We start from the raw sequence: 19,400 nt of genomic DNA, 5'->3' as shown, positions 1-19,400 counted from the left end.
CGGCCTACTTGCCAACCAGCTGGTTCAGCTTCTCGGCCTCGAAGCATTCCTCGCGCGCCGCGCCCGCAGGCACGCAATCGCCCTGCGGCGCGCCGGCCGACAGCTTTTCGATGGCCTGCCACAGCAGCGCGATCTGGTGCTCCTGGCCCGACGCGCTGTCGATCAGCCCCTTCATGGCCTGGCTCAGCGGGTCGTCCTCCAGCGTGATGCCGTAGGCGCTGAACTTCTTCTGCTGCGGCGTCACGTCGGCGCTTTCGCCGGCCTTTGAAGGAATGATGCGCGCCGGAATGCCCACGGCCGTGGCGCCCGCCGGCACCGGCTTGATCACCACCGCGTTGCTGCCGATCTTGGCGCCATCGCCCACCACAAAGCCGCCCAGCACCTTGGCGCCCGCGCTCACCACCACGTCGCGGCCCAGCGTGGGGTGGCGCTTCTCGCCCTTGTAGAGCGAGGTGCCGCCCAGCGTCACGCCCTGGTAGATGGTGCAGCCATCGCCGATCTCGGCGGTCTCGCCCACCACCACGCCCATGGCATGGTCGAAGAACACCCGCTCGCCGATCTTCGCGCCGGGGTGGATCTCGATACCCGTGGCCCAGCGCGCGATGTGCGAGATGAACCGCCCCAGCCACTTGAAGCCGTTGTGCCAGCACCAGTGCGCCGGGCGGTGCAGCCAGATCGCGTGCAGCCCGGGGTAACACGTGACCACCTCCCACGTGCTGCGCGCGGCAGGATCGCGGTCGAGGATGCACTGGATGTCGGAGCGGAGGCGGGCAAACATGCGGCCAGTCTATCGCCTTGTTCCGCCGGCCGCTTCGGCCATGGCCTTGGCGACACCACGCAGGATGTGGACTTCCTCGGGGGTCACCTGCGCGCGGTTGAAAAGCTGGTTAAGGCGCGGCATCAGCTTCTTGGGCGCGGCCGGGTCCAGGAAGCCGATCTCCACCAGCGAACGCTCCCAGTGCGCCAGCAGCCCGGCCACGGCCTGGGCATCGGCGGCGGCGCCGCCCTGCGCCGCCTCGGTCGAGGGGCTGGCCGGCGCGCCAAAGCCGCCCAGCGCCAGGCGCCATTCGTAGGCGATGACCTGGATCGCCGCGCCCAGGTTCAGCGAGCCAAACCCGGGGTTGGTCGGGATGCTCAGCGCCACGTGGCAGCGGTAGACATCGTCATTGCTCATGCCAAAGCGCTCCGAGCCGAACAGGAAGGCCACGCCCTGCCCCTGCGGCGCCAGCTGCTCGAAATGTTCGCGCGGCGCGCGCGTGGGCGGGCCAAAGTCGCGCGGCGTCATGGCCGTGGCGCACAGGTGGGTGATGCCCTCCAGCGCCTCGTCCAGCGTGGCCACGATGCGCGCCTTCTCCAGCACATCGAGCGCGCCGCTGGCGCGCTGGATAGTCTCTTCCCGGCGCAGCACATTGGCCCAGCGCGGCGCCACCAGCACCAGGTCGTCAAAGCCCATGACCTTCATGGCCCGCGCCGCCGCGCCCACATTGCCGGCGTGGCTGGTGTTGATGAGGATGAATCGGGTCTGCATGGGGCAGGATTGTCTCAGCGAACCGGCTTGAGGATTGTCTCAGCGAACCGGCTTGAGCAGCGCCAGCAGGCCCGCGACCTTGGGTGACTGGGCGCCGCGGCGCCAGACCAGGTCGATGGCCATGCGGTCCAGGCCGCGGGGCAAGGCATGCTCGCTCAGGCTGCTGCGCCCCGGGAAGGTGTCGAGCACGGCGCGTGGCACCAGCGCAATGCCCATGCCGGCGGCCACGCAGCCCAGCATGGCGTGGTAGGAGGTGATCTCCACCGGACGGGCCGGCATGCCGCCACGCCGCGCGTACCAGGCCTCCAGCCGCGCCCGGTGGGGGCAGCCCTGCTCGAAGGACACGATCGAAGCGGGCAACGCTGCCCCGGCCCGGGCCAACGGCGGCTGGCCCGCCGGCCCGACGATGACCAGACTTTCGCTGAACACCGTGACTTTCTCGAACAGCTCTGGCGCGACCGGGCCGGTCACCAGCGCCGCGTCCAGCCGGCCGGCCAGCACGGCGGCGGCCAGCTGCTGCGGGTTACCGGTCTTGAGCGCGAGCTGGACCTTGGGGTACAGCCGCACAAACTCGCTCAGCGGCGCCGGCAGGCGCACGGCGGCCGTGCTTTCCATGGCCCCCAGCACAAAGGGGCCGCGCGGCTGGTTGTCGCGCACCGCCTCTCGCGCCTCGTCGGCCAGTGCCAGCAGCCGCCGCGCGTAGTCCAGCAGCACCTGGCCCGGCGGCGACAGGTACAGGCGCCTGCCCTGGCGGATGAACAGGGCCACGCCCAGCTTGTCTTCGAGCAGGCGGATGCGGGTGGTGATGTTGGACTGCACGCGGTGCAGCCGGACAGCGGCACGTGTCACGCCACCTTCCTCCACCACGGCCAGAAAAATCTGCAGGTCAGCCAGTTCCATGGAGCATCTTTTTTAGTATCTCTCATTGAGATAAAAATCATTTTAATAATTCATTTTTCAAAATGAAATGGTTTCGATATCGTCCGTGCTTCCAAAGGAGAAATCACATGCCCAAGGGTTACTGGATCGTCCGGGTATCGGTGCGCAACGCGCAGGGATATCCCGCCTACCTCGCCGCGGCCAAGCCGGCCTTCGAGAAGTTCGGTGCGAAGTTCATCGTGCGCGGTGGTCACTACGAGTGCATGGAAGGCGACGCGCGCGAACGCAACGTCGTAGTCGAATTTGCCGACTTCGCGACCGCCCAGGCCTGCTACCAGAGCCCGGAATACACCGCCGCCAGGCTCATCCGCCTGCAGCACGCGGACGCTGACTTCATCATCATTCAGGGGGCCTGACGGTGCCTTGGGCCGGCGCCGGCGGGCGCACACGGCAGGTTTCATGGGAAAATAGGGTCCATTCGCGCCCCCGCATCGCCGGAGCTGGCCCCTTCGTTCTTCCAAACAACTCATGTCGTCCGCCAACCTGCACCCCATGCTCAATGTGGCCATCAAGGCCGCACGCGCCGCCGGCGCCATCATCAACCGCGCCGCGCTGGACGTCGAAGCCGTGCGCATCTCGCAAAAGCAGGTCAATGATTTCGTCACCGAAGTCGACCATGCCAGCGAAGCCGCCATCATCGAAACCCTGCTCACCGCCTACCCCGACCACGGCATCCTGGCCGAGGAGTCCGGCACCCAGCACGGCGCGCAGAACGCCGAATCGGTCTGGATCATCGACCCGCTGGACGGCACCACCAACTTCATTCACGGCTTTCCGGTCTACTGCGTGAGCATTGCGCTGTCGGTGCGGGGCAAGATCGAGCAGGCCGTGATCTATGACCCCACGCGCAACGACCTGTTCACGGCCACCAAGGGCCGCGGCGCCTACATGAACGAGCGCCGCATCCGCGTGAGCAAGCGCACCGAGCTCAAGCAGTGCCTGATCTCCACCGGCTTCCCGTTCCGACCGGGCGACAACTTCCAGAACTACCTGGCCATGATGGCCGACGTGATGCAGCGCACCGCCGGCCTGCGCCGCCCCGGGGCCGCCGCGCTCGACCTGGCCTATGTGGCCGCGGGCTTCACCGATGGCTTCTTTGAAACCGGCCTGTCCCCCTGGGACGCCGCCGCGGGCTCGCTGCTGGTCACCGAGGCCGGCGGCCTGATCGGCAACTTCACGGGCGAGTCGGAGTTTCTGGACCAGAAGGAGTGCGTGGCAGCCAACCCGCGGGTCTATGGCCAACTGGTGCCGCTGCTGCACAAGTACAGCAAGTTCGCCAGTGCCGGCGAAAAGGCCCAGGTGCGCCAGGCCCGCAAGCCGCTGGGCATGCCTGACGCGGCCCCGGCCGAAGGCGACGCACCGCTGTAACCGCGCCCGGGCACTGCCCCACCCCCGTCCCCCGCGCCTGGCGGGGCCTGCCCTGATCACTGCAGGAGGTCGTTCCCATGGAATTCTTGGCATCCACACCCTGGCTCGGCACGGGCCTGGCGGCCGGCGTGGCCGCGCTGGCGGCGCTGATCGCCCACCGGGTGGCCGGCCTCGTGCTGCTGCGCGCCTCGCGGTCGGCGCCCCTGGTGCACGCCATCGTCACGCGCTGCCAGCGCGCCGCGCGTTTCGTGCTGCCGGTGATCGCGCTGCAGCTGGTCTGGCAGGCCGCGCCCGATGAGCTGCGCTTCATTGCGAGCGTGCGCCATTTCAATGGCCTGCTGCTGATCGCCGGCTTCACCTGGCTGGCCATCAGCGCCATCGGCGGGCTGGCCCAGGGCGTGATCGACGAGCACCCCTTCAACGTGGCCGACAACCTGCAGGCCCGCCGCATCCACACCCAGGCCCGCGTGCTCGCGCGCACCGGCATGTTCATTGCGCTGCTGGCCGGCGTGGCGCTGATGCTCATGACCTTCCCCGGCGCGCGCCAGGTGGGCGCCAGCCTGCTGGCCTCGGCCGGCGTGGTGGGCATCGTCGCGGGCATCGCGGCGCGGCCGGTGTTCAGCAACCTGATCGCAGGCCTGCAGATCGCCCTGGCGCAGCCGATCCGCATTGATGACGTGCTGATCGTGCAAGGCGAATGGGGCAAGGTCGAGGAGATCACCGGCACCTACGTGGTGCTGCACATCTGGGACGACCGCCGCCTCATCATCCCGCTGCAGTGGTTCATCGAGAACCCGTTCCAGAACTGGACGCGCAGCAGTTCGCAGCTGCTGGGCTCGGTGTTCTTCCACGTGGACTTTGGCATGCCGCTGGCGCCGCTGCGCGCCGAGCTCGAGCGCGTGGTCCAGGACATGCCCGAGTGGGACCGCCGGGTGGTGCTGCTGCAGGTGACCGACACCACCGAGCGCACCATGCAGCTGCGCGTGCTGGTGACCGCGCCGTCGGCCGGCGCCGCGTTCGACCTGCGCTGCAAGGTGCGCGAGGCGCTGATCGACTTCATGCAGCGCGAATACCCGCAGCACCTGCCGCGGCTGCGCCTGATGGAGCGCGACGCGCCACCCGGTGCCGCGCGGCCCGAAGAGGTGCCCGCGCCGCACCGACCCACCCCCTAGAATTCCGGCAACCCCATCGCACCTGAATGAGCAAGCCCGACGCCCCGCCGCACACCCCCATGATGACCCAGTACCTGGGCCTCAAGGCGGACTTTCCGGACACGCTGCTGTTCTACCGCATGGGCGACTTCTACGAGCTGTTCTGGGCCGACGCCGAGAAGGCCGCGCGCCTGCTCGACATCACGCTCACCCGGCGCGGCATGTCGGCCGGCGAGCCCGTGGTCATGGCCGGCGTGCCGTTTCACTCGGTCGAGAACTACCTGGCGCGGCTGATCCGCCTGGGCGAGTCGGTGGCCATCTGCGAGCAGGTGGGCGATGTGGCCACCAGCAAGGGGCCGGTGGAGCGCAAGGTGGTGCGGGTGGTCACGCCCGGCACCTTGACCGACACGGAACTGCTCAACGACAAGGCCGAGGCCATCCTGCTGGCCGTGCACCAGGGCCCGCGCCACCGCCTGGGCCTGGCCTGGCTCAGCCTCACGCAGGGCGAGCTGCACCTGGCCGAATGCGCCGCCGATGAACTCGAAACCTGGGTCGCGCGCACCGCGCCCAGCGAGCTGCTGTACAGCGCCGACGTGACCACCCCCTTCCTGCAGCGCATCAAGGCGCTGCGCATGGGCGCCACGCTGTCGCTCACGCAGCGGCCCGAGTGGCAGTTTGACGCGGCGCTGGGCCAGCGCAAGCTGCTGGAACAGCTGCAGGCCGCCAGCCTGTCGGCCTGGCAGGCCGACGACGTGCCGCTGGCCCATGCGGCCGCGGCCGCCCTGCTGGGCTTTGCCGAGCACACCCAGGGCCGGGCGCTGAGCCACCTGCACAGCCTGCGCGTGCAGCGCAGCGACGAACTGATCGACCTGCCCCAGACCACCCGGCGCAACCTGGAGCTCACCCAGACCCTGCGCGGCGAGGACGCGCCCACGCTGTTGTCGCTGCTGGACACCTGCCTGACCGGCATGGGCAGCCGCATGCTGCGCAGCTGGCTGCTCGAGCCGCGGCGCGACCGCGGCCAGGCCCAGCAGCGGCTGCAGGCGATTGCCGCCCTGCGCGACGGCCCGGGCCAGGCGCTGCGCGCCGCGCTCAAGGGCACCAGCGATGTGGAGCGCATCACCGCACGCACCGCGCTGCGCCAGGTGCGCCCGCGCGAACTCGTGGCGCTGCAGTTTTCGCTACAAAAATCAGAGCAGCTGGCGGCCGCCCTGTCTGGACTGGAGCCTTATTTGACCCAGATCGCGGGCCATTTGCAGCCGCCGCCGGGCTGCGCGCCGCTGCTGGCCCGCGCCCTGCTTGACGAGCCCGCCGCGCTGGTGCGCGACGGCGGCGTGATCGCCCACGGCTTTGACGCCGAGCTGGACGAGCTGCGCGCCATCCAGACCAACTGCGACGGCTTTCTGCTCGACCTCGAAACCCGCGAAAAGGCCCGCACCGGCATCGCCAACCTGCGGGTGCAGTTCAACAAGGTGCACGGCTTCTACATCGAGGTCACGCAGGGCCAGATCGACAAGGTGCCTGACGACTACCGGCGCCGCCAGACCCTGAAAAACGCCGAGCGCTTCATCACGCCCGAGCTCAAGGCCTTTGAAGACAAGGCCCTGAGCGCGCAGGAGCGCGCGCTGGCGCGCGAGAAGTGGCTGTACGAGCAGCTGCTGGACCAGCTCCAGGCCTTTGTGCCCGCGCTGACCCGGCTGGCCGGTGCGCTGGCCGCGCTGGACACGCTGTGCGCGCTGGCCGAGCGCTCGCTCACGCTCAACTGGTGCCAGCCCCGGTTCAGCCGCGAGCCCGGCATCGACATCACCCAGGGCCGCCACCCGGTGGTCGAGGCGCGGCTGGCCGAAACCTCGGGCGGCAGCTTCATTGCCAACGACACCCGCCTGGGCCCGAAGCAGCGCATGCAGGTCATCACCGGCCCCAACATGGGCGGCAAGAGCACCTACATGCGCCAGGTGGCCATCATCAGCCTGCTCGCCAGCATGGGCAGCTATGTGCCCGCCAGCGCCTGCCGGCTGGGGCCGCTGGACGCCATCCACACCCGCATCGGCGCGGCCGACGACCTGGCCAACGCACAGTCCACCTTCATGCTGGAAATGACCGAGGCCGCGCAGATCCTGCACAGCGCCACGCCGCAGTCGCTGGTGCTCATGGACGAGATCGGCCGGGGCACCAGCACCTTTGATGGCCTGGCCCTTGCTTCAGGCATTGCCGCGCACCTGCACGACAAGACCCAGGCCTATACCTTGTTCGCCACCCACTACTTCGAGCTCACCGAGTTTCCGGCCCGCCACCATGCGGCCGTGAACGTGCACGTGAGCGCCGCCGAGTCGGGCGCCGACATCGTGTTTTTGCACGAGATCCAGGCCGGCCCGGCCAGCCGCAGCTACGGCATCCAGGTGGCGCGGCTGGCGGGCATGCCGGCCGGCGTGGTCAACCATGCGCGCCACGCGCTGGCCGCGCTCGAAAGCCAGCAGGCCGAAAGCCGTGAGCAGGTAGACTTGTTTGCCGCCCCGCCCGAGGCCGAAGCAGCCGGGCCATCCGCCGCCGAAGCGGCGCTGGCCGCCCTGAATCCCGACGCATTGAGTCCGCGCGAAGCCCTCGATGTGCTGTACCAACTGAAAAAACTCGCCCAACCATGACCTACTGCGTCGGCCTCAAACTCAATGCCGGGCTGGTGTTCCTGTCCGACTCGCGCACCAACGCGGGCCTGGACAACATCAGCACCTTCCGCAAGATGATCGTCTATGAACGGCCCGGCGACCGCTTCATGGTGCTGCTGTCGGCCGGCAACCTCAGCGTGGCCCAGTCGGTGCGCGAGATCCTGCAGGTCGAGCAGCTGCAGGAAACGCCCGAGAGCGAGCCCATCACCATCTGGAACGCCAAGAGCATGTTCGACGCCACCCGGGTGCTGGGCGCGGCCGTGCGCCATGTGTACGACCGCGACGCCGCCTCGCTCAAGCTGGCCGGCGTCGAGTTCAACGTCACGCTGATCTTTGGCGGCCAGATCCAGGGCGAGGGCATGCGCCTGTTCCAGGTCTATTCGGCCGGCAACTTCATTGAGGCCACGTCCGAGACGCCGTACTTCCAGATCGGCGAGTCCAAATACGGCAAGCCGGTGCTGGACCGCGTGATCACGCCGGCCACGCCGCTCAACGAAGCCGCCAAGTGCGCGCTGGTGTCGATGGACTCCACGCTCAAGTCCAACCTGTCGGTCGGCCTGCCGCTGGACCTGGTGGTGTACGAGGCCAACAGCTTCCAGACCGACAAGGTGGTCTGCATCGACGAGCAGAACCCGTACTTCCGCATGCTGCACGGCAGCTGGGGGCAGAAGCTGCGCGAGGTGTTCGACAGCATCGAGGACCCGCTGTGGAACGGTGGCCAGACCGAAGTGCCGCTGATGGTGGCGCCCGAGCGCAGCAAGCCGCTGCGCAAGATCTCGCGTCCCGAGGAAAAGCTGATCTAGCCCGGGCCCGGCCCGCTCAGGCCTCGGCCGTGGCGGGCGCGAGGTCGGTCAGCGAGGCCAGCAGGTCGCCAAAGCGCTCGCCCTGCACCATCACATGGTCGCGCATGGCCTGGGCCGCAGCCTGCGCGTCGCCCTCCACAATGGCCCGCACGATCTCCGAATGCTCTGAAAACGACGCCGACATGCGGTTGGGCACGCGCAGCTGCAGGCGCCGGTAGGGCCGCAGCCGCCGCTGCATCTGCAGCGCCTGTTCGCTCAGGAAACTGTTGTGGCTGCCGGCGTAAATGGCGGCGTGGAAACGCTCGTTGCAATAGAAGTAGTCGTTGCGCTCGCCCAGCGCGGCCTCGCAGGCCGCATGCGCGGCCGCCAGGTCCAGCCGTTCGCGCTCGGTCATGCGCCGCGCGGCCAGCCGGCCGCACATGGCCTCCAGCTCGGCCATGACCTCGAACATCTCGATCAGCCGCATCGGGCTGATGCTGGTCACCACCGCGCCGCGGCGCGGCCGCATCTCGATCAGGCCTTCGGTGGCGAGCTGGATCAGCGCCTCGCGCACGGGGGTGCGCGAGACGCCATAGCGCTCGGCCAGCGCCGCCTCTTCCAGCGAACTTCCTGGCGGCAACTCGCCGGTAGCGATCAGCTCTTCGATTTTTTCCCGAAGCTGTTCGGACATTTTCATGCGCGGATTCTCCCGTTTCGCGTCCATGGACCATGGCACAGCCCGGTTTTGCCCGCATCATGGTATTCACTAATCGTCTTGGCGTATTAATTAAATATGCTCGTGCATACAAAAACGGGAGCCTCCTGTTTTTTCCACCCAACCCAACTGGAGACCACACCATGAATCGTCGACCCCTGATCAACGCCCTGGCGGGCCTGTTGTCCGCTGTGGTCGTCAGCGCCCCCGCGCTGGCCGACAACATCACCTTCAAGGCCTCGCACCAGTTCCCCGGCGGCAAGGGCGACGTGCGCGACGAGATGGTGCAGATGATTGCGCGCGAGGTGAACGCCGCCAATGTAGGCCTGGAAATCAAGGTGTTCCCCGGCTCCAGCCTGGTCAAGGCCCAGGAACAGTGGAAGGCCATGCTCACCGGCCAGATCGACATGACCTCGTTCCCGCTGGACTACGCCTCGGGCTTTCACCCGCAGTTCGGCGCGACGCTGATGCCGGGCCTGGTCAAGAGCCACGAGCATGCCGAGCGCATCAATGGCTCGCCGTTCATGAAGGACATCAAGGGCATCATCGACCAGGGCGGCGCCCATGTGCTGGCCGACGCCTGGCTGGCCGGCGCCTTTGGCGGCAAGGACAAATGCATCCGCAAGCCCGACGATGCTTCGGGGCTGAAGGTCCGCTCGGCCGGCGCCACCTTTGCGCAGATGTGGGCCGGCGCGGGCGCGTCCATCGTCTCGATCCCGTCCAACGAGGTCTACAACGCGCTGCAACAGGGCGTGGCCCAGGGCACCGACACCTCGTCGGGCAGCTTTGTCTCGTTCCGCCTTTACGAGCAGCTCAAGTGCCTGACCGCCCCGGGCGACAACGCCCTGTGGTTCATGTATGAGCCCGTGCTGGTGTCCAAGCGCAGCTGGGACAAGCTCAACGACGCGCAGAAGAAGGCCCTGACCGCCGCTTCCAAGAAGGCCGAGGCCTACTTCACCGCCGAGTCCAAGAAGATGGACGACAAGATGGTCGAGACCTTCAAGAAGAACAATGTGCAGGTCGTGACCCTGACCGACGCCGAAGCCGACGCCTGGCGCGCCGTGGCCCAGAAGACCTCGTACAAGGTCTTCGCCGAGAAGGTTCCCGGCGGCAAGGAGCTCATCGAGAAGGCGCTGAGTGTCAAGTAACGCCAGCCCCCTGCCGGTCTGGGTGGCGGCGGTCAACGCCGTCTCCCGGTTCTTTGGCGTCATCGCCGCCGCGATGATTCTGGTGTCGGTGGGGGTGGTCTGCCAGATGGTGTTCGTGCGGGCCGTGCTCGGCCAGTCGTCGATCTGGCAGACCGAGTTCGTCACCTTCTCGCTGGTGGCGGCCACCTTCATCGGCGCGCCCTTCATCCTGCTCACGCGCGGCCACGTGAGCGTGGACGTGGTGCCGCTGATGGTGGGCGTGCCCACCCGGCGCGCGCTGCATCTGGTGGGCTGCGTGGTGGCGCTCGCCTTCTGCGGCTTCTTCCTGTATGCGGCCGTGCCCTGGTGGTACGAGACCTGGAAGTCCGGCCAGACCACGCCCTCGATCTGGCGCGCCCGGCTGTGGATTCCCTACCTGGCCGTGCCGGTGGGCCTGGGCCTGCTGTGCCTGCAGTTCGTGGCCGAGGCCTACATGGTCCTGTCGCGGCGCGAACTCCCCTTCGGCCTGGCCGCCGAAGACCGCCTGTAACCCATCGCACCGTGCGAAGGAATTTTTCATGAGCCCGCTGGTCATTGGACTGCTGATTTTCGTGGTGACCTGCGGCGTGCTCGCCACCGGTCTGCCCATCGCCTTCGGACTGGGCGCGGTGGCGCTGTTCTTCATGGTCGTGTTCGACGGCTGGAACAGCATCCACTTCGTGCCCGAAACCGTCTTTGCGGGCCTGAGCGACTTCACCCTGGTCTCGCTGCCCATGTTCGTCATCATGGGCGCCGCCGTGGCCTCCTCGCGCGCCGGCAGCGACCTGTATGAAGCCCTGGCGCGCTGGCTGCACCGGGTGCCGGGCTCGCTGGTGATCTCCAACATCGGCGCCTGCGCGCTGTTCTCGGCGCTCACGGGCTCGTCGCCCGCCACCTGCGCGGCCATCGGCAAGATGGGCATTCCCGAGATGCGCCGGCGCGGCTACGACGCCGACCTCGCCACGGGCGCCATCGCGGCCGGCGGCACGCTGGGCATCCTGATCCCGCCCAGCGTCACCATGATCCTGTACGGCATTGCGTCGGAGACCTCGATTGGCCGGCTGTTCATTGCCGGCATCATCCCGGGCCTGCTGCTGACCGGCCTGTTCATGGCCTGGGCCCTGTTCATCAGCTGGAAGCGCGGCACCAAGCTGGTGGACGAGGACCGCATCTACTCCATCAAGGAAAAGTTCGAGCTGCTGCCCAAGCTGCTGCCCTTCATCGCGGTGATCGTCGGCGTGGTGTATGCGCTGTATGGCGGCATTGCCACGCCATCGGAGGCCGCGGGCGTGGGCGCCATGCTGTGCCTGGTGATGGTCGTGGTGATCTACCGCGTGTGGCGGCCGGCGGACCTGTGGCACATCATGCGCGACGGCCTGCGCGAGTCGGGCATGCTGCTGATGATCATCGGCACCTCGATTTTGTTCGGCTACATGATGTCGTCGCTGCAGGTCACGCAGGCGGTGGCCACCACCATTGGCGAGCTGCAGGTCAACCGCTGGGTGATCCTGGCGGCCATCAACCTGCTGCTGCTGGTGGCCGGCTGCTTCCTGCCGCCCGCGGCCATCATCCTGATGACCACGCCCATCCTGATGCCGGTGATCACGGCCTGCGGCTTTGACCCGATCTGGTTCGGCGTGATCCTGACCATCAACATGGAGCTGGGCCTGATCACCCCGCCCGTGGGCCTGAACCTGTTCGTGATCAACGGCATCACGCCCGACGTGAAGCTGCCCACCATCCTCAAGGGCGCGTTCCCGTTCATGCTGTGCATGGTGCTCGCCATCCTGATCCTGTGCGTGTTTCCTGAACTGGCGACGTGGTTGCCTTCGAAGGTGATGGGCTGATTTTTTGCGTCCGGCTGGACGCCTGCCGGGACGGCGCTGTGTCCGCGCCACCAGAGCCCCGGCCCCTTCGGGGGGGGCCGGGGCTTGGTGGCCCAAGCGCTGCCCCGTCGCCTCAGGCGCATCACGCAACAACAACGAAACCATTGACGGCAGAATCGGGAGCCTGATTCCACCGCCAACCCATGCCCCTCATCGTCTTCTCCCACGCCAACAGCTTCCCCGCATCCACCTATGGCGTGCTGTTCAAGAGCCTGCGTTCACGCGGTTTCACCGTCAAGGCCGTGGACAAGTTCGGCCATGACCCGAAGTACCCCGTCACCAACAACTGGCCGCACCTGGTGCAGCAGCTGCATGACTTCACCGCGCGCGAAACCGACAAGGCCGGCGAGCCGGCCTGGCTGGTGGGCCACTCGCTGGGCGGGTTCCTGAGCCTGATGTGCGCGGCGCGCCACCCTGGGCTGGCGCGCGGCGTGCTGCTGATCGACTCGCCCATTCTGGGCGGCTGGCGCGCCACCACGCTGGGGGTGATCAAGCGCACGCAGCTGGTGGGCTCGGTGTCGCCCGGCAAGGTCAGCCGGCGGCGCAAGCACACCTGGCCGAGCACCGAGGCCGCGCTGGACTACTTCAAGCCCAAGAAGGCCTTTGCCCAGTGGGACCCGCAGGCGCTGGCCGACTATGTGCAGCATGGCACGCGCGAGGCCGACGGCGAGCGCACGCTGGTGTTTGACCGCGACATCGAAACCGCGATCTACAACACCCTGCCCGACAACCTGGACCGCCTGCTGGCGCGCCACCCGCTCAAGTGCCCGGTGGCCTTCATCGGCGGCACGCGCTCCGAGGAAATGAAGCAGGTGGGCATGGCCATGACCGAGCAGATCGTCCAGGGCCGGCTCATGATGCTGGACGGCAGCCACCTGTTTCCCATGGAAAAGCCGCTGGCCACGGCCGCGGCCATCGAGGCCGCGCTGCGCGGGCTGGGCGCCTGAAGCCTGAGCCTCTCAGCGGCTGACCAGCTCGCCGCTCTTGGGGTCGAACTTCACCACCTGAACCTTGCCGTTGCGGCCCGGGAACCCGTGGAAGACCGCGCGCGCAAGGTAGGGCACCATGTCGGGCAGGTCTTCGTTGTCGCCTTCGTAGACCGCCGAGGCATTGAACACCGGCCGCGGCCCGCTGGCGCCCGGGATCTGCGAGTCCAGAATCCGCACGTCAAGCCGGTTGACCTGCACGGTGCGCGTGACCTCGCGGTCACCGATGTAGCGCGAGCCAAAGCGGTCGGGCTGCCAGTAACCGGGGTACACATTGCCGTAGCGGTCGCGCGTGGGCGCCACGAAGATCACCGGGTTGTCATAGACCGGCTCCAGCACCGTGCGCTGGCGCGTGCTGTCATGGGCCCGCACCTCAACGATGAAGCGGCCCGTGGCGCCGGCCGGCGCCTGGCGCAAGCCGTGTTTCTCGAGCTCGGCGCCCACGTAGCCCGCGTAGGTGGCCTGCTCCAGCTCGCCGCGCTCCGGGTCGCCCGGCCCATAGCTGTAGGTGCTGCCGGCCGCATCGGCGGGCCAGGCATTGAAGTTGGTCACCTTGGCGCGGATCGGGCTGGCGCACGCGCCCAGCAGGGCCAGCGCCGACGCAGCCATGGCCAGCCGGGCCAGCAGCCAGGCCCAGGCGGCCACGCCGCCCCGGGATTGCTCAAAAGAATGGGACATGGGCGTATTGTCCGGGCCGCCCTGAAACCCTGTTCACCGCAGGCGCAAAGTTATGCGCGCCGATGTATCCGAATGCAACCCGTGTGCAATCTTCCGTATTCAGGGGGCCCAGGTCACCAGCCCGCTCCAGGCCGTGCCCAGCACCACCAGCCCGAACGCAATGCGGTACCAGGCAAAGGGCACGAAGCTGTGCGTGGAGATGTAGCGCAGCAGCCAGCGCACGCACAGCCAGGCGCTGATGAACGAGAACACCAGGCCCACGGCAAACAGCGGCACGTCGGCTGCCGACAGCAGCGCGCGTTCCTTGTAGAGGCTGTAGACCCCGGCGCCGATCAGCGTCGGAATGGCAAGGTAGAACGAGAAGTCGGTGGCCGCCTTGCGGCTCAGCCCCAGCAGCATGCCGCCAATGATGGTGGCACCGCTGCGGCTGGTGCCCGGCACCATGGCCAGGCACTGCACCAGCCCGACCTTGAGCGCGTCCAGAGGGCTCATCTGGTCCACCGACTCCACCCGCACCGCCACCTGCTGGCGCTTCTCGGCCCACAGGATGATGAAGCCGCCCACGATGAAGGTGCTGGCCACCACCACGGGCGTGAACAGATGCGCCTTGATGGCCTTGCCAAACAGCAGGCCCAGCACCACGGCCGGAATGAAGGCGATCAGCACATTGAGCGAGAAGCGCTGCGCCTGCCGCTGCGTGGGCAGGGCCGCCACGGTGTCGCGGATCTTCTGCCAGTAAACAATGATCACAGCCAGGATGGCGCCGGTCTGGATCGCAATGTCAAAGACCTTGGCCTTCTCGTCGTCAAAGCCCAGCAGCGCGCCCGCCAGGATCAGGTGGCCGGTGCTGGACACCGGCAGGAATTCGGTCAGGCCCTCGACCACGCCCATGACGGCGGCCTTGACCAGCAATGCAATGTCCACACGCGCTCCTTGAAAGACGCGTGATTATCGCCGTGCCCCTGCCGGGGAAGTTTCGCACTTGATCGATGTCACTTTCGCACAGGTCGATCGGCCGGGCCCCGATAGATTCAAACGTACCCGGCTCTTTCACTTTCGACCCCATCCCCCTCAAAAAAAGGACACCCACATGCTCACCGTCGAACTCGTCAACGACAGCGACCGCACGGACGACCAGGTCTTCCTGCTGCTCACAGGCACCGCCGTGAGCGCCACCGGCGGCATCACCACGCTGCAGCTGCCGCAAGCCACGGGCGCCAGCGTGACGGCCGGCGCCATGAGCACGCTCACCGCCAGCGGAACCCTGGCCTCCACCCAGACCGGCCAGACCTGCAACATCTACCCCATTGAGGTCAGCACGCTCACCTCGGGCCGGCTGCTGGTCTCGCTGGACAGCGCGCTGGTCTATGCCGACAACGCCGCCCCCACCGCCACCAGCCAGACCATGCGCTGGGACAAGCTGGAGTTTGGCTACCCGGGCAGCGGCGCCGACCTGACCTCGATCGACTTCTTCGGCGTTCCGCTGCAGTTCGAGTACCTGGACGCGTCGGGCCATGTGCTCACCACCATGACGTACTACACCTCCACGCCCACGCTGCTCAATGCGGTGTACCAGCTCAACACGGCCACCCTGCCCGCGGCCTTCCAGCAGGCCAGCGGCAACACCCTGAGCTACAACTGGACGCCAGGCACCGACCCGCTGTCCAGCTTTGTGCGCCTGGTGGGCCCGCAGACCCTCACCGCGCTGAACGGTGCGCCCGCGCCCTACCCCAGCTTTGGCGCCTACCTGGCCCAACTGGCCGCCAGCGGCACCAGCTTCACGCTCAACGGCATTGGCGGCGTGGGCTCGCCCGCGCCGGCCAACAACAGCGTGAGCTACAGCTACACCGGCACCGTGGCGTCGGACGGCGCGGGCGGCTACCTGGTGGCCTTCACCGGCACCACCACGGGCGTGGCACCCAACACAGCCAACACACCCTATGGCCTGTCCACCAGTGCGAGCGGGGTCACCACCTTCGAGGCCCTGCCGGCCAACCTGCCGGTCACCCTCACCCTGCCCGCGGGCAGTTTCGACAACGACATCTACGGCGCCGAAGCCTCCGCCTACACGGTGGGCCAGTCCAGCGACGCCAGCGCGCCCGACTACCTTGCACCCGATCTGGTGGTCTATTCGCAGAACAGCGCCTACGCCAACATCGCCGGCGACTTCATCGCGGCGCTGCACTTCGGCTACCCCGGTGGCAATGCCGGCGCCAACAGCAGCGCCTGGTACAGCAACCCGCCCATGGCCTACCCGTTTGGCGGCGCCCGCACCACCAACGACGGCTTCTACAACCCCTTTGCCGCGGTGCTCTACAACCTGTCGGATGCCTATGGCTTTCCGTTCAGCGACCGCGGCGGGCGCCCCAGCCCCTATGTGCCGCTGCCGGCCAACGCCACCACCATGCGCGTGACCATCCTCAACGACCACCGGCTCGATGCACCACAGGTCACGCAGATCACCCCCACCGACACCACCCTGGCCCTGAGCTGGGACGCCGTGACCGCGCCCACGGGCTTCACGCTCACCGGCTACAGCGTGGCCATCAGCCCGCCCGCGCCCGGGGGCAACCAGACCGTGGCCGCCGGCACCACCTCGGCCAGCTTCACCGGGCTGGACCCCTGCACCCGCTACACCCTGAGCGTGAGCGCCACGGGCACCGGCGCCGGGGGCAACGCCGTGCAGTCGTACACCATCCCCGTGGCCGGCACCACCACGGGCAGCGTGACGCCGCTGGCCGGGGACATCAACTTCCTGATGTCGCTGAACTGGGGCTCCACGGGCAGCGCGCCCGCCGGCACGCAGTTCAGCATCAACGGCACGGTGTTCACGCCATCGGCCACGGCCGCGCCGGTGACGGTGCTGGGCAGCGCCGGGCTCAACACGGTGCCACTGCAGATGCTCAACAGCGCGGGCGATGTGGTCTACAGCGGCAACTACGCCATCACCCTGGCCGGCACCAACGCCAGCTACACGGTGGGCAGCCCGTTCGAGCTGGCCGGCAACAGCCAGCCCCTGTCGGTGGCCGGGCCGCCCGGCACGCCGCCCTACAACGGCACCGCCGCGGCCGGCCAGTACCTGAGCGTGGGCACGCCGTTCGCGCCGGTGCCGGACAAGCAGGTCAACCCGGTCACCCTGCCGGCCCCCTGACCCGGAAAATAAGTCAAACAGGCCTGGAGTCCAATACCGGCGGCCACATAGCGCTATTTATTTGGTAGCAAATCAGAGGGCCGGCCGGCGCATGCAGGTCGCGCCGCCATGGGGTGCGGGGCTGCCGTCGGGGCAGGTCATGTTGCAAGGCTGGCTGCGCTCGCAGTTGGCCTTGAGCCAGGCCTCGGAGAAACCGCCGGCCGTGCAGCCGGCCAGCCCCAGCAAACCCACCAGACCTGCCAGGGCCCCGGCGCGGGCGAGGCGCGCGCCCCTCGCCTTGCAGTGAATCCGCCCATTCGCCAATGTCATTCCGCAGCCTCGCCTTCTTCAAAAGCCAGCAGGTCGCCCGGCTGGCACTGCAGGTAGTCGCAGATCTTCTGCAGCGTGTCAAAGCGCACGCCCTTGACCTTGCCCTGCTTGAGCAGCGACAGGTTGGCCTCGGTGATGCCCACGTGGGCCGCCAGGTCCTTGGACCGCACATGGCGCTGGGCCATGACCACGCCGAGCTTGACAACAATGGGCATGGCTCAGACAAACTGCGCGTTTTCCTCGGCCACCGCCTGCGCCCGCACCAGCAGGTGGGCAAACACCCAGACCAGCCCCGCCACCAGCAAGGCCTGAAAGTGCGCTGACGACAAGGCCACGGCCAGTTGCCGCTGGCCCGGCGGGTAGTGCCAGGTCAGCAGCACGCTGGCCAGCGTGCCGGCCAGCACCGAGCCCGCCGTGGCCACCACGGTCCAGCCGGCAAAGCGGCGCAGCGCGGCCTGGGCCTGGCGCAGGTCCGCCGCCGGGCCGGCCAGCGCATGAAAGCCGCGCGCCAGGCACAGCAGCGCCCAGCCCGACAACCCCACCGGCAGCGTGAGCAGGGCCAGCACCGCCGCCTGTTGCTCGCGGGTGTAGGCCGCGTCGCCCCATTCGGCCATGAAGGGGCCGGCCAGCCCCGCGCGTTCGAGCAGGTCGGCGGGCGACAGGCCCGCCAGCGCCCACAAGGTCAGCGCAGGCCAGGCCAGCGCGGCGGCCACGCACAGCCCGGCCAGCAGCCGGGCGGCCCGGACCACGCGGGGTGGCAATTCAAAAACAGGGGGTGCAGAAGGTTTTGGCGTCATAATATTTATCGTTTTACGATAATTAATTGCCTCAAAACAGCAATTATAGACCCGCCCTTTTGGAGAACACCATGCCCCTGCCCGCCTTTTTTCGCGCTTTCCTCGCCGCGCTGCTGCTGGCCACCTTGACCGCCTGCGGCGGCACCGGCCCCAACACCGCGCCGCTGGCGTCGGCCACGCCCGACGACGCCTTGCCCGCGGCCAGTTTTGCCCAGGCCGGGCTGGACCCCGCCGTCTGGACCGCCGTGCTGCGCGACCTTGAAGAGCGCCACATGCTGGTCGACCAGATCGGCCTCATGGTGGACGGCAAGCTGCTGGCCACCAGGCACTACGGCGAGCACAGCGAAACCACGCTGCACGACCTGCGCTCCGCCACCAAGTCGGTCACCAGCCTGCTGGTGGGCATTGCCGTGGACCGCGGCCTGATCAGCAGCATCGACGCCCCCGTGGACGGCTGGTTCCCCGAACTCGCGCCGCATCCCAGCCGCGCGGCCTGGCGGCCCCTGACGCTGCGCGACCTGCTCACCATGCGAAGCGGGCTGGACTGCGATGACTGGCAGGACTCGGCCGGCAACGAGGAACGCATGTACCTCACGCGCGACTGGATCCGCTTCTTCTACGGCATCCCGGCGCGCCAGGCGCCGGGTGGTGACTTCAGCTATTGCACGGCCGGTGTGGTGGTGCTGGGCGAGATCGTGGCGCGGGCCGCGCGCCAGAGCCTGCCCGACTTTGCGCGCCATGCCCTGTTCGAGCCGCTGGGCATCCGCAACGCCGTCTGGGCCGATGCCGGCAGCGGCATCACCGACGCGGGGGGCCACCTGCGCCTGAGCCTGTCGGCCCTGCTCAAGCTGGGCGAACTCACGCGCAGCGGCGGCCTCTGGCAGGGCCGGCGCATCGTCAGCGACGCCTGGGTGGCGCAAAGCATCCACAGCGCCGGCGCCATGACGCCCGGCGGCCCGCTGAAGTCGCACATGGGCTGGCTGTGGTGGCTGGAGCCGGTGCGCGATGGCCAGGCCCGCTCCTGGCAGGCCCGCGGCAACGGCGGCCAGCTGATCATCGTCGCGCCCGAATTCAGGCTGGTCATGGCCGTGACCGGGCGGGCCTGGAACGAGCCGCCGCAGATGCAATGGGCGCCTTTCGGGCTGCTGGAGCGCTGGCTGTTCCCGGCGCTGCGCGGCGCCAGCCCCTCCGGCACACCGCCCACCGCGCTGCCAAACGCGCCGCCGTTCACGCCCGGCTGATTGCATTTCACGCCGCGTTTTCCGCATTTCGTCGCAGGCC

The 19,400-nt window shown here is 68.2% G+C and carries 20 protein-coding genes; 11 read left to right on the top strand and 9 right to left on the bottom strand.

Going from position 1 to position 19,400, the window contains the following annotated elements:
• Positions 1 to 4: 4 nt before the first annotated feature.
• Genes cysE through KF796_08980 form a run of 3 tightly spaced genes read right to left on the bottom strand, consistent with a single transcriptional unit; the run spans position 5 to position 2,428 of the window.
• Complete coding sequence (cysE, locus tag KF796_08990) at positions 5 to 778, bottom strand: serine O-acetyltransferase (GenBank protein MBX3586770.1); 774 nt, start codon at positions 776 to 778, stop codon at positions 5 to 7.
• Positions 779 to 787: 9 nt separating this feature from the next.
• A complete protein-coding gene (locus KF796_08985; protein ID MBX3586769.1) occupies positions 788 to 1,528 on the bottom strand; it encodes an RNA methyltransferase in 741 nt (246 codons plus the stop codon).
• A 39-nt stretch (positions 1,529 to 1,567) separates the two neighbouring features.
• Complete coding sequence (locus tag KF796_08980; protein MBX3586768.1) at positions 1,568 to 2,428, bottom strand: LysR family transcriptional regulator; 861 nt, start codon at positions 2,426 to 2,428, stop codon at positions 1,568 to 1,570.
• 107 nt (positions 2,429 to 2,535) lie between these two features.
• On the opposite strand from KF796_08980, the gene KF796_08975 reads away from it, so the two are divergent.
• The 5 genes from KF796_08975 to KF796_08955 all read left to right on the top strand — a co-directional run bounded on the left by KF796_08975 (position 2,536) and on the right by KF796_08955 (position 8,452).
• On the top strand, positions 2,536 to 2,823 hold the full coding sequence (locus tag KF796_08975) for a DUF1330 domain-containing protein (protein ID MBX3586767.1): 288 nt from the start codon (positions 2,536 to 2,538) through the stop codon (positions 2,821 to 2,823).
• 112 nt (positions 2,824 to 2,935) lie between these two features.
• Positions 2,936 to 3,835: an inositol monophosphatase gene (locus KF796_08970; protein ID MBX3586766.1), complete on the top strand. Its 900-nt coding sequence runs from the start codon at positions 2,936 to 2,938 to the stop codon at positions 3,833 to 3,835.
• Between the two features lie 77 nt (positions 3,836 to 3,912).
• On the top strand, positions 3,913 to 5,007 hold the full coding sequence (locus KF796_08965) for a mechanosensitive ion channel (GenBank protein ID MBX3586765.1): 1,095 nt from the start codon (positions 3,913 to 3,915) through the stop codon (positions 5,005 to 5,007).
• A 26-nt stretch (positions 5,008 to 5,033) separates the two neighbouring features.
• Entirely contained in the window at positions 5,034 to 7,628 is a 2,595-nt protein-coding gene (gene mutS / locus KF796_08960; protein MBX3586764.1) for a DNA mismatch repair protein MutS, read from the top strand.
• Positions 7,625 to 8,452: a proteasome-type protease gene (locus KF796_08955; protein MBX3586763.1), complete on the top strand. Its 828-nt coding sequence runs from the start codon at positions 7,625 to 7,627 to the stop codon at positions 8,450 to 8,452. Before mutS ends, KF796_08955 begins: the two co-directional genes overlap by 4 nt.
• A 16-nt stretch (positions 8,453 to 8,468) precedes the next feature.
• Here KF796_08955 and KF796_08950 read toward each other — a convergent pair whose 3' ends face one another.
• On the bottom strand, positions 8,469 to 9,128 hold the full coding sequence (locus KF796_08950; protein MBX3586762.1) for a GntR family transcriptional regulator: 660 nt from the start codon (positions 9,126 to 9,128) through the stop codon (positions 8,469 to 8,471).
• Positions 9,129 to 9,304: 176 nt separating this feature from the next.
• Between KF796_08950 and dctP the strand changes: the two genes are divergently transcribed.
• From dctP to KF796_08930, 4 genes are all read left to right on the top strand, one after another.
• Positions 9,305 to 10,294 (top strand): TRAP transporter substrate-binding protein DctP, encoded by a 990-nt coding sequence (gene dctP / locus KF796_08945; protein ID MBX3586761.1) that lies wholly within the window; start codon positions 9,305 to 9,307, stop codon positions 10,292 to 10,294.
• Positions 10,284 to 10,823 (top strand): TRAP transporter small permease, encoded by a 540-nt coding sequence (locus KF796_08940; protein MBX3586760.1) that lies wholly within the window; start codon positions 10,284 to 10,286, stop codon positions 10,821 to 10,823. Before dctP ends, KF796_08940 begins: the two co-directional genes overlap by 11 nt.
• A gap of 28 nt (positions 10,824 to 10,851) precedes the next feature.
• Entirely contained in the window at positions 10,852 to 12,159 is a 1,308-nt protein-coding gene (locus KF796_08935; protein MBX3586759.1) for a TRAP transporter large permease, read from the top strand.
• Between the two features lie 182 nt (positions 12,160 to 12,341).
• Complete coding sequence (locus KF796_08930; protein ID MBX3586758.1) at positions 12,342 to 13,145, top strand: alpha/beta hydrolase; 804 nt, start codon at positions 12,342 to 12,344, stop codon at positions 13,143 to 13,145.
• A gap of 12 nt (positions 13,146 to 13,157) precedes the next feature.
• Here KF796_08930 and KF796_08925 read toward each other — a convergent pair whose 3' ends face one another.
• Together KF796_08925 and KF796_08920 are read right to left on the bottom strand one after the other, a co-directional pair.
• On the bottom strand, positions 13,158 to 13,862 hold the full coding sequence (locus KF796_08925; protein ID MBX3586757.1) for a DUF4136 domain-containing protein: 705 nt from the start codon (positions 13,860 to 13,862) through the stop codon (positions 13,158 to 13,160).
• Positions 13,863 to 13,961: 99 nt separating this feature from the next.
• Positions 13,962 to 14,786, bottom strand: coding sequence for an undecaprenyl-diphosphate phosphatase (locus tag KF796_08920; GenBank protein ID MBX3586756.1), 825 nt, complete (start codon positions 14,784 to 14,786; stop codon positions 13,962 to 13,964).
• Between the two features lie 166 nt (positions 14,787 to 14,952).
• Here KF796_08920 and KF796_08915 point away from each other — a divergent pair, with 166 nt between their 5' ends.
• Entirely contained in the window at positions 14,953 to 17,013 is a 2,061-nt protein-coding gene (locus tag KF796_08915; GenBank protein MBX3586755.1) for a fibronectin type III domain-containing protein, read from the top strand.
• 72 nt (positions 17,014 to 17,085) lie between these two features.
• Here KF796_08915 and KF796_08910 read toward each other — a convergent pair whose 3' ends face one another.
• Genes KF796_08910 through KF796_08900 form a run of 3 tightly spaced genes read right to left on the bottom strand, consistent with a single transcriptional unit; the run spans position 17,086 to position 18,071 of the window.
• Positions 17,086 to 17,322 carry a hypothetical protein gene (locus KF796_08910; protein ID MBX3586754.1) on the bottom strand — a complete coding sequence of 79 codons (237 nt, stop codon included), beginning with the start codon at positions 17,320 to 17,322 and terminating at the stop codon, positions 17,086 to 17,088.
• The gene (locus KF796_08905; GenBank protein ID MBX3586753.1) at positions 17,319 to 17,537 is read right to left on the bottom strand and encodes a helix-turn-helix transcriptional regulator; all 219 of its coding nucleotides are present in this window, start codon (positions 17,535 to 17,537) and stop codon (positions 17,319 to 17,321) included. The genes KF796_08910 and KF796_08905 overlap by 4 nt, the downstream gene beginning before the upstream one ends.
• 3 nt (positions 17,538 to 17,540) lie before the next feature.
• Positions 17,541 to 18,071 (bottom strand): hypothetical protein, encoded by a 531-nt coding sequence (locus KF796_08900; GenBank protein ID MBX3586752.1) that lies wholly within the window; start codon positions 18,069 to 18,071, stop codon positions 17,541 to 17,543.
• A 119-nt stretch (positions 18,072 to 18,190) separates the two neighbouring features.
• Between KF796_08900 and KF796_08895 the strand changes: the two genes are divergently transcribed.
• Entirely contained in the window at positions 18,191 to 19,360 is a 1,170-nt protein-coding gene (locus tag KF796_08895) for a serine hydrolase (GenBank protein MBX3586751.1), read from the top strand.
• Positions 19,361 to 19,400: the final 40 nt, after the last annotated feature.

This window comes from Ramlibacter sp., from assembly GCA_019635435.1.
GTDB lineage: Bacteria > Pseudomonadota > Gammaproteobacteria > Burkholderiales > Burkholderiaceae_C > JAHBZM01.
The sequence above is the reverse complement of the archived record's forward strand: the minus strand, read 5'-3'. Positions and strand labels throughout refer to the sequence as shown.

Excerpts from the sequence above, each read along its gene's own strand:
- KF796_08895 (MBX3586751.1), top strand. The coding sequence starts at position 18,191 with ATGCCCCTGCCCGCCTTTTTTCGCGCTTTCCTCGCCGCGCTGCTGCTG.
- KF796_08910 (MBX3586754.1), bottom strand. The coding sequence starts at position 17,322 with ATGACATTGGCGAATGGGCGGATTCACTGCAAGGCGAGGGGCGCGCGC.
- KF796_08955 (MBX3586763.1), top strand. The coding sequence starts at position 7,625 with ATGACCTACTGCGTCGGCCTCAAACTCAATGCCGGGCTGGTGTTCCTG.
- KF796_08925 (MBX3586757.1), bottom strand. The coding sequence starts at position 13,862 with ATGTCCCATTCTTTTGAGCAATCCCGGGGCGGCGTGGCCGCCTGGGCC.
- KF796_08975 (MBX3586767.1), top strand. The coding sequence starts at position 2,536 with ATGCCCAAGGGTTACTGGATCGTCCGGGTATCGGTGCGCAACGCGCAG.
- KF796_08980 (MBX3586768.1), bottom strand. The coding sequence starts at position 2,428 with ATGGAACTGGCTGACCTGCAGATTTTTCTGGCCGTGGTGGAGGAAGGT.
- KF796_08970 (MBX3586766.1), top strand. The coding sequence starts at position 2,936 with ATGTCGTCCGCCAACCTGCACCCCATGCTCAATGTGGCCATCAAGGCC.
- KF796_08985 (MBX3586769.1), bottom strand. The coding sequence starts at position 1,528 with ATGCAGACCCGATTCATCCTCATCAACACCAGCCACGCCGGCAATGTG.
- KF796_08935 (MBX3586759.1), top strand. The coding sequence starts at position 10,852 with ATGAGCCCGCTGGTCATTGGACTGCTGATTTTCGTGGTGACCTGCGGC.
- cysE (MBX3586770.1), bottom strand. The coding sequence starts at position 778 with ATGTTTGCCCGCCTCCGCTCCGACATCCAGTGCATCCTCGACCGCGAT.
- KF796_08965 (MBX3586765.1), top strand. The coding sequence starts at position 3,913 with ATGGAATTCTTGGCATCCACACCCTGGCTCGGCACGGGCCTGGCGGCC.
- KF796_08930 (MBX3586758.1), top strand. The coding sequence starts at position 12,342 with ATGCCCCTCATCGTCTTCTCCCACGCCAACAGCTTCCCCGCATCCACC.
- KF796_08950 (MBX3586762.1), bottom strand. The coding sequence starts at position 9,128 with ATGAAAATGTCCGAACAGCTTCGGGAAAAAATCGAAGAGCTGATCGCT.
- KF796_08915 (MBX3586755.1), top strand. The coding sequence starts at position 14,953 with ATGCTCACCGTCGAACTCGTCAACGACAGCGACCGCACGGACGACCAG.
- KF796_08905 (MBX3586753.1), bottom strand. The coding sequence starts at position 17,537 with ATGCCCATTGTTGTCAAGCTCGGCGTGGTCATGGCCCAGCGCCATGTG.
- mutS (MBX3586764.1), top strand. The coding sequence starts at position 5,034 with ATGAGCAAGCCCGACGCCCCGCCGCACACCCCCATGATGACCCAGTAC.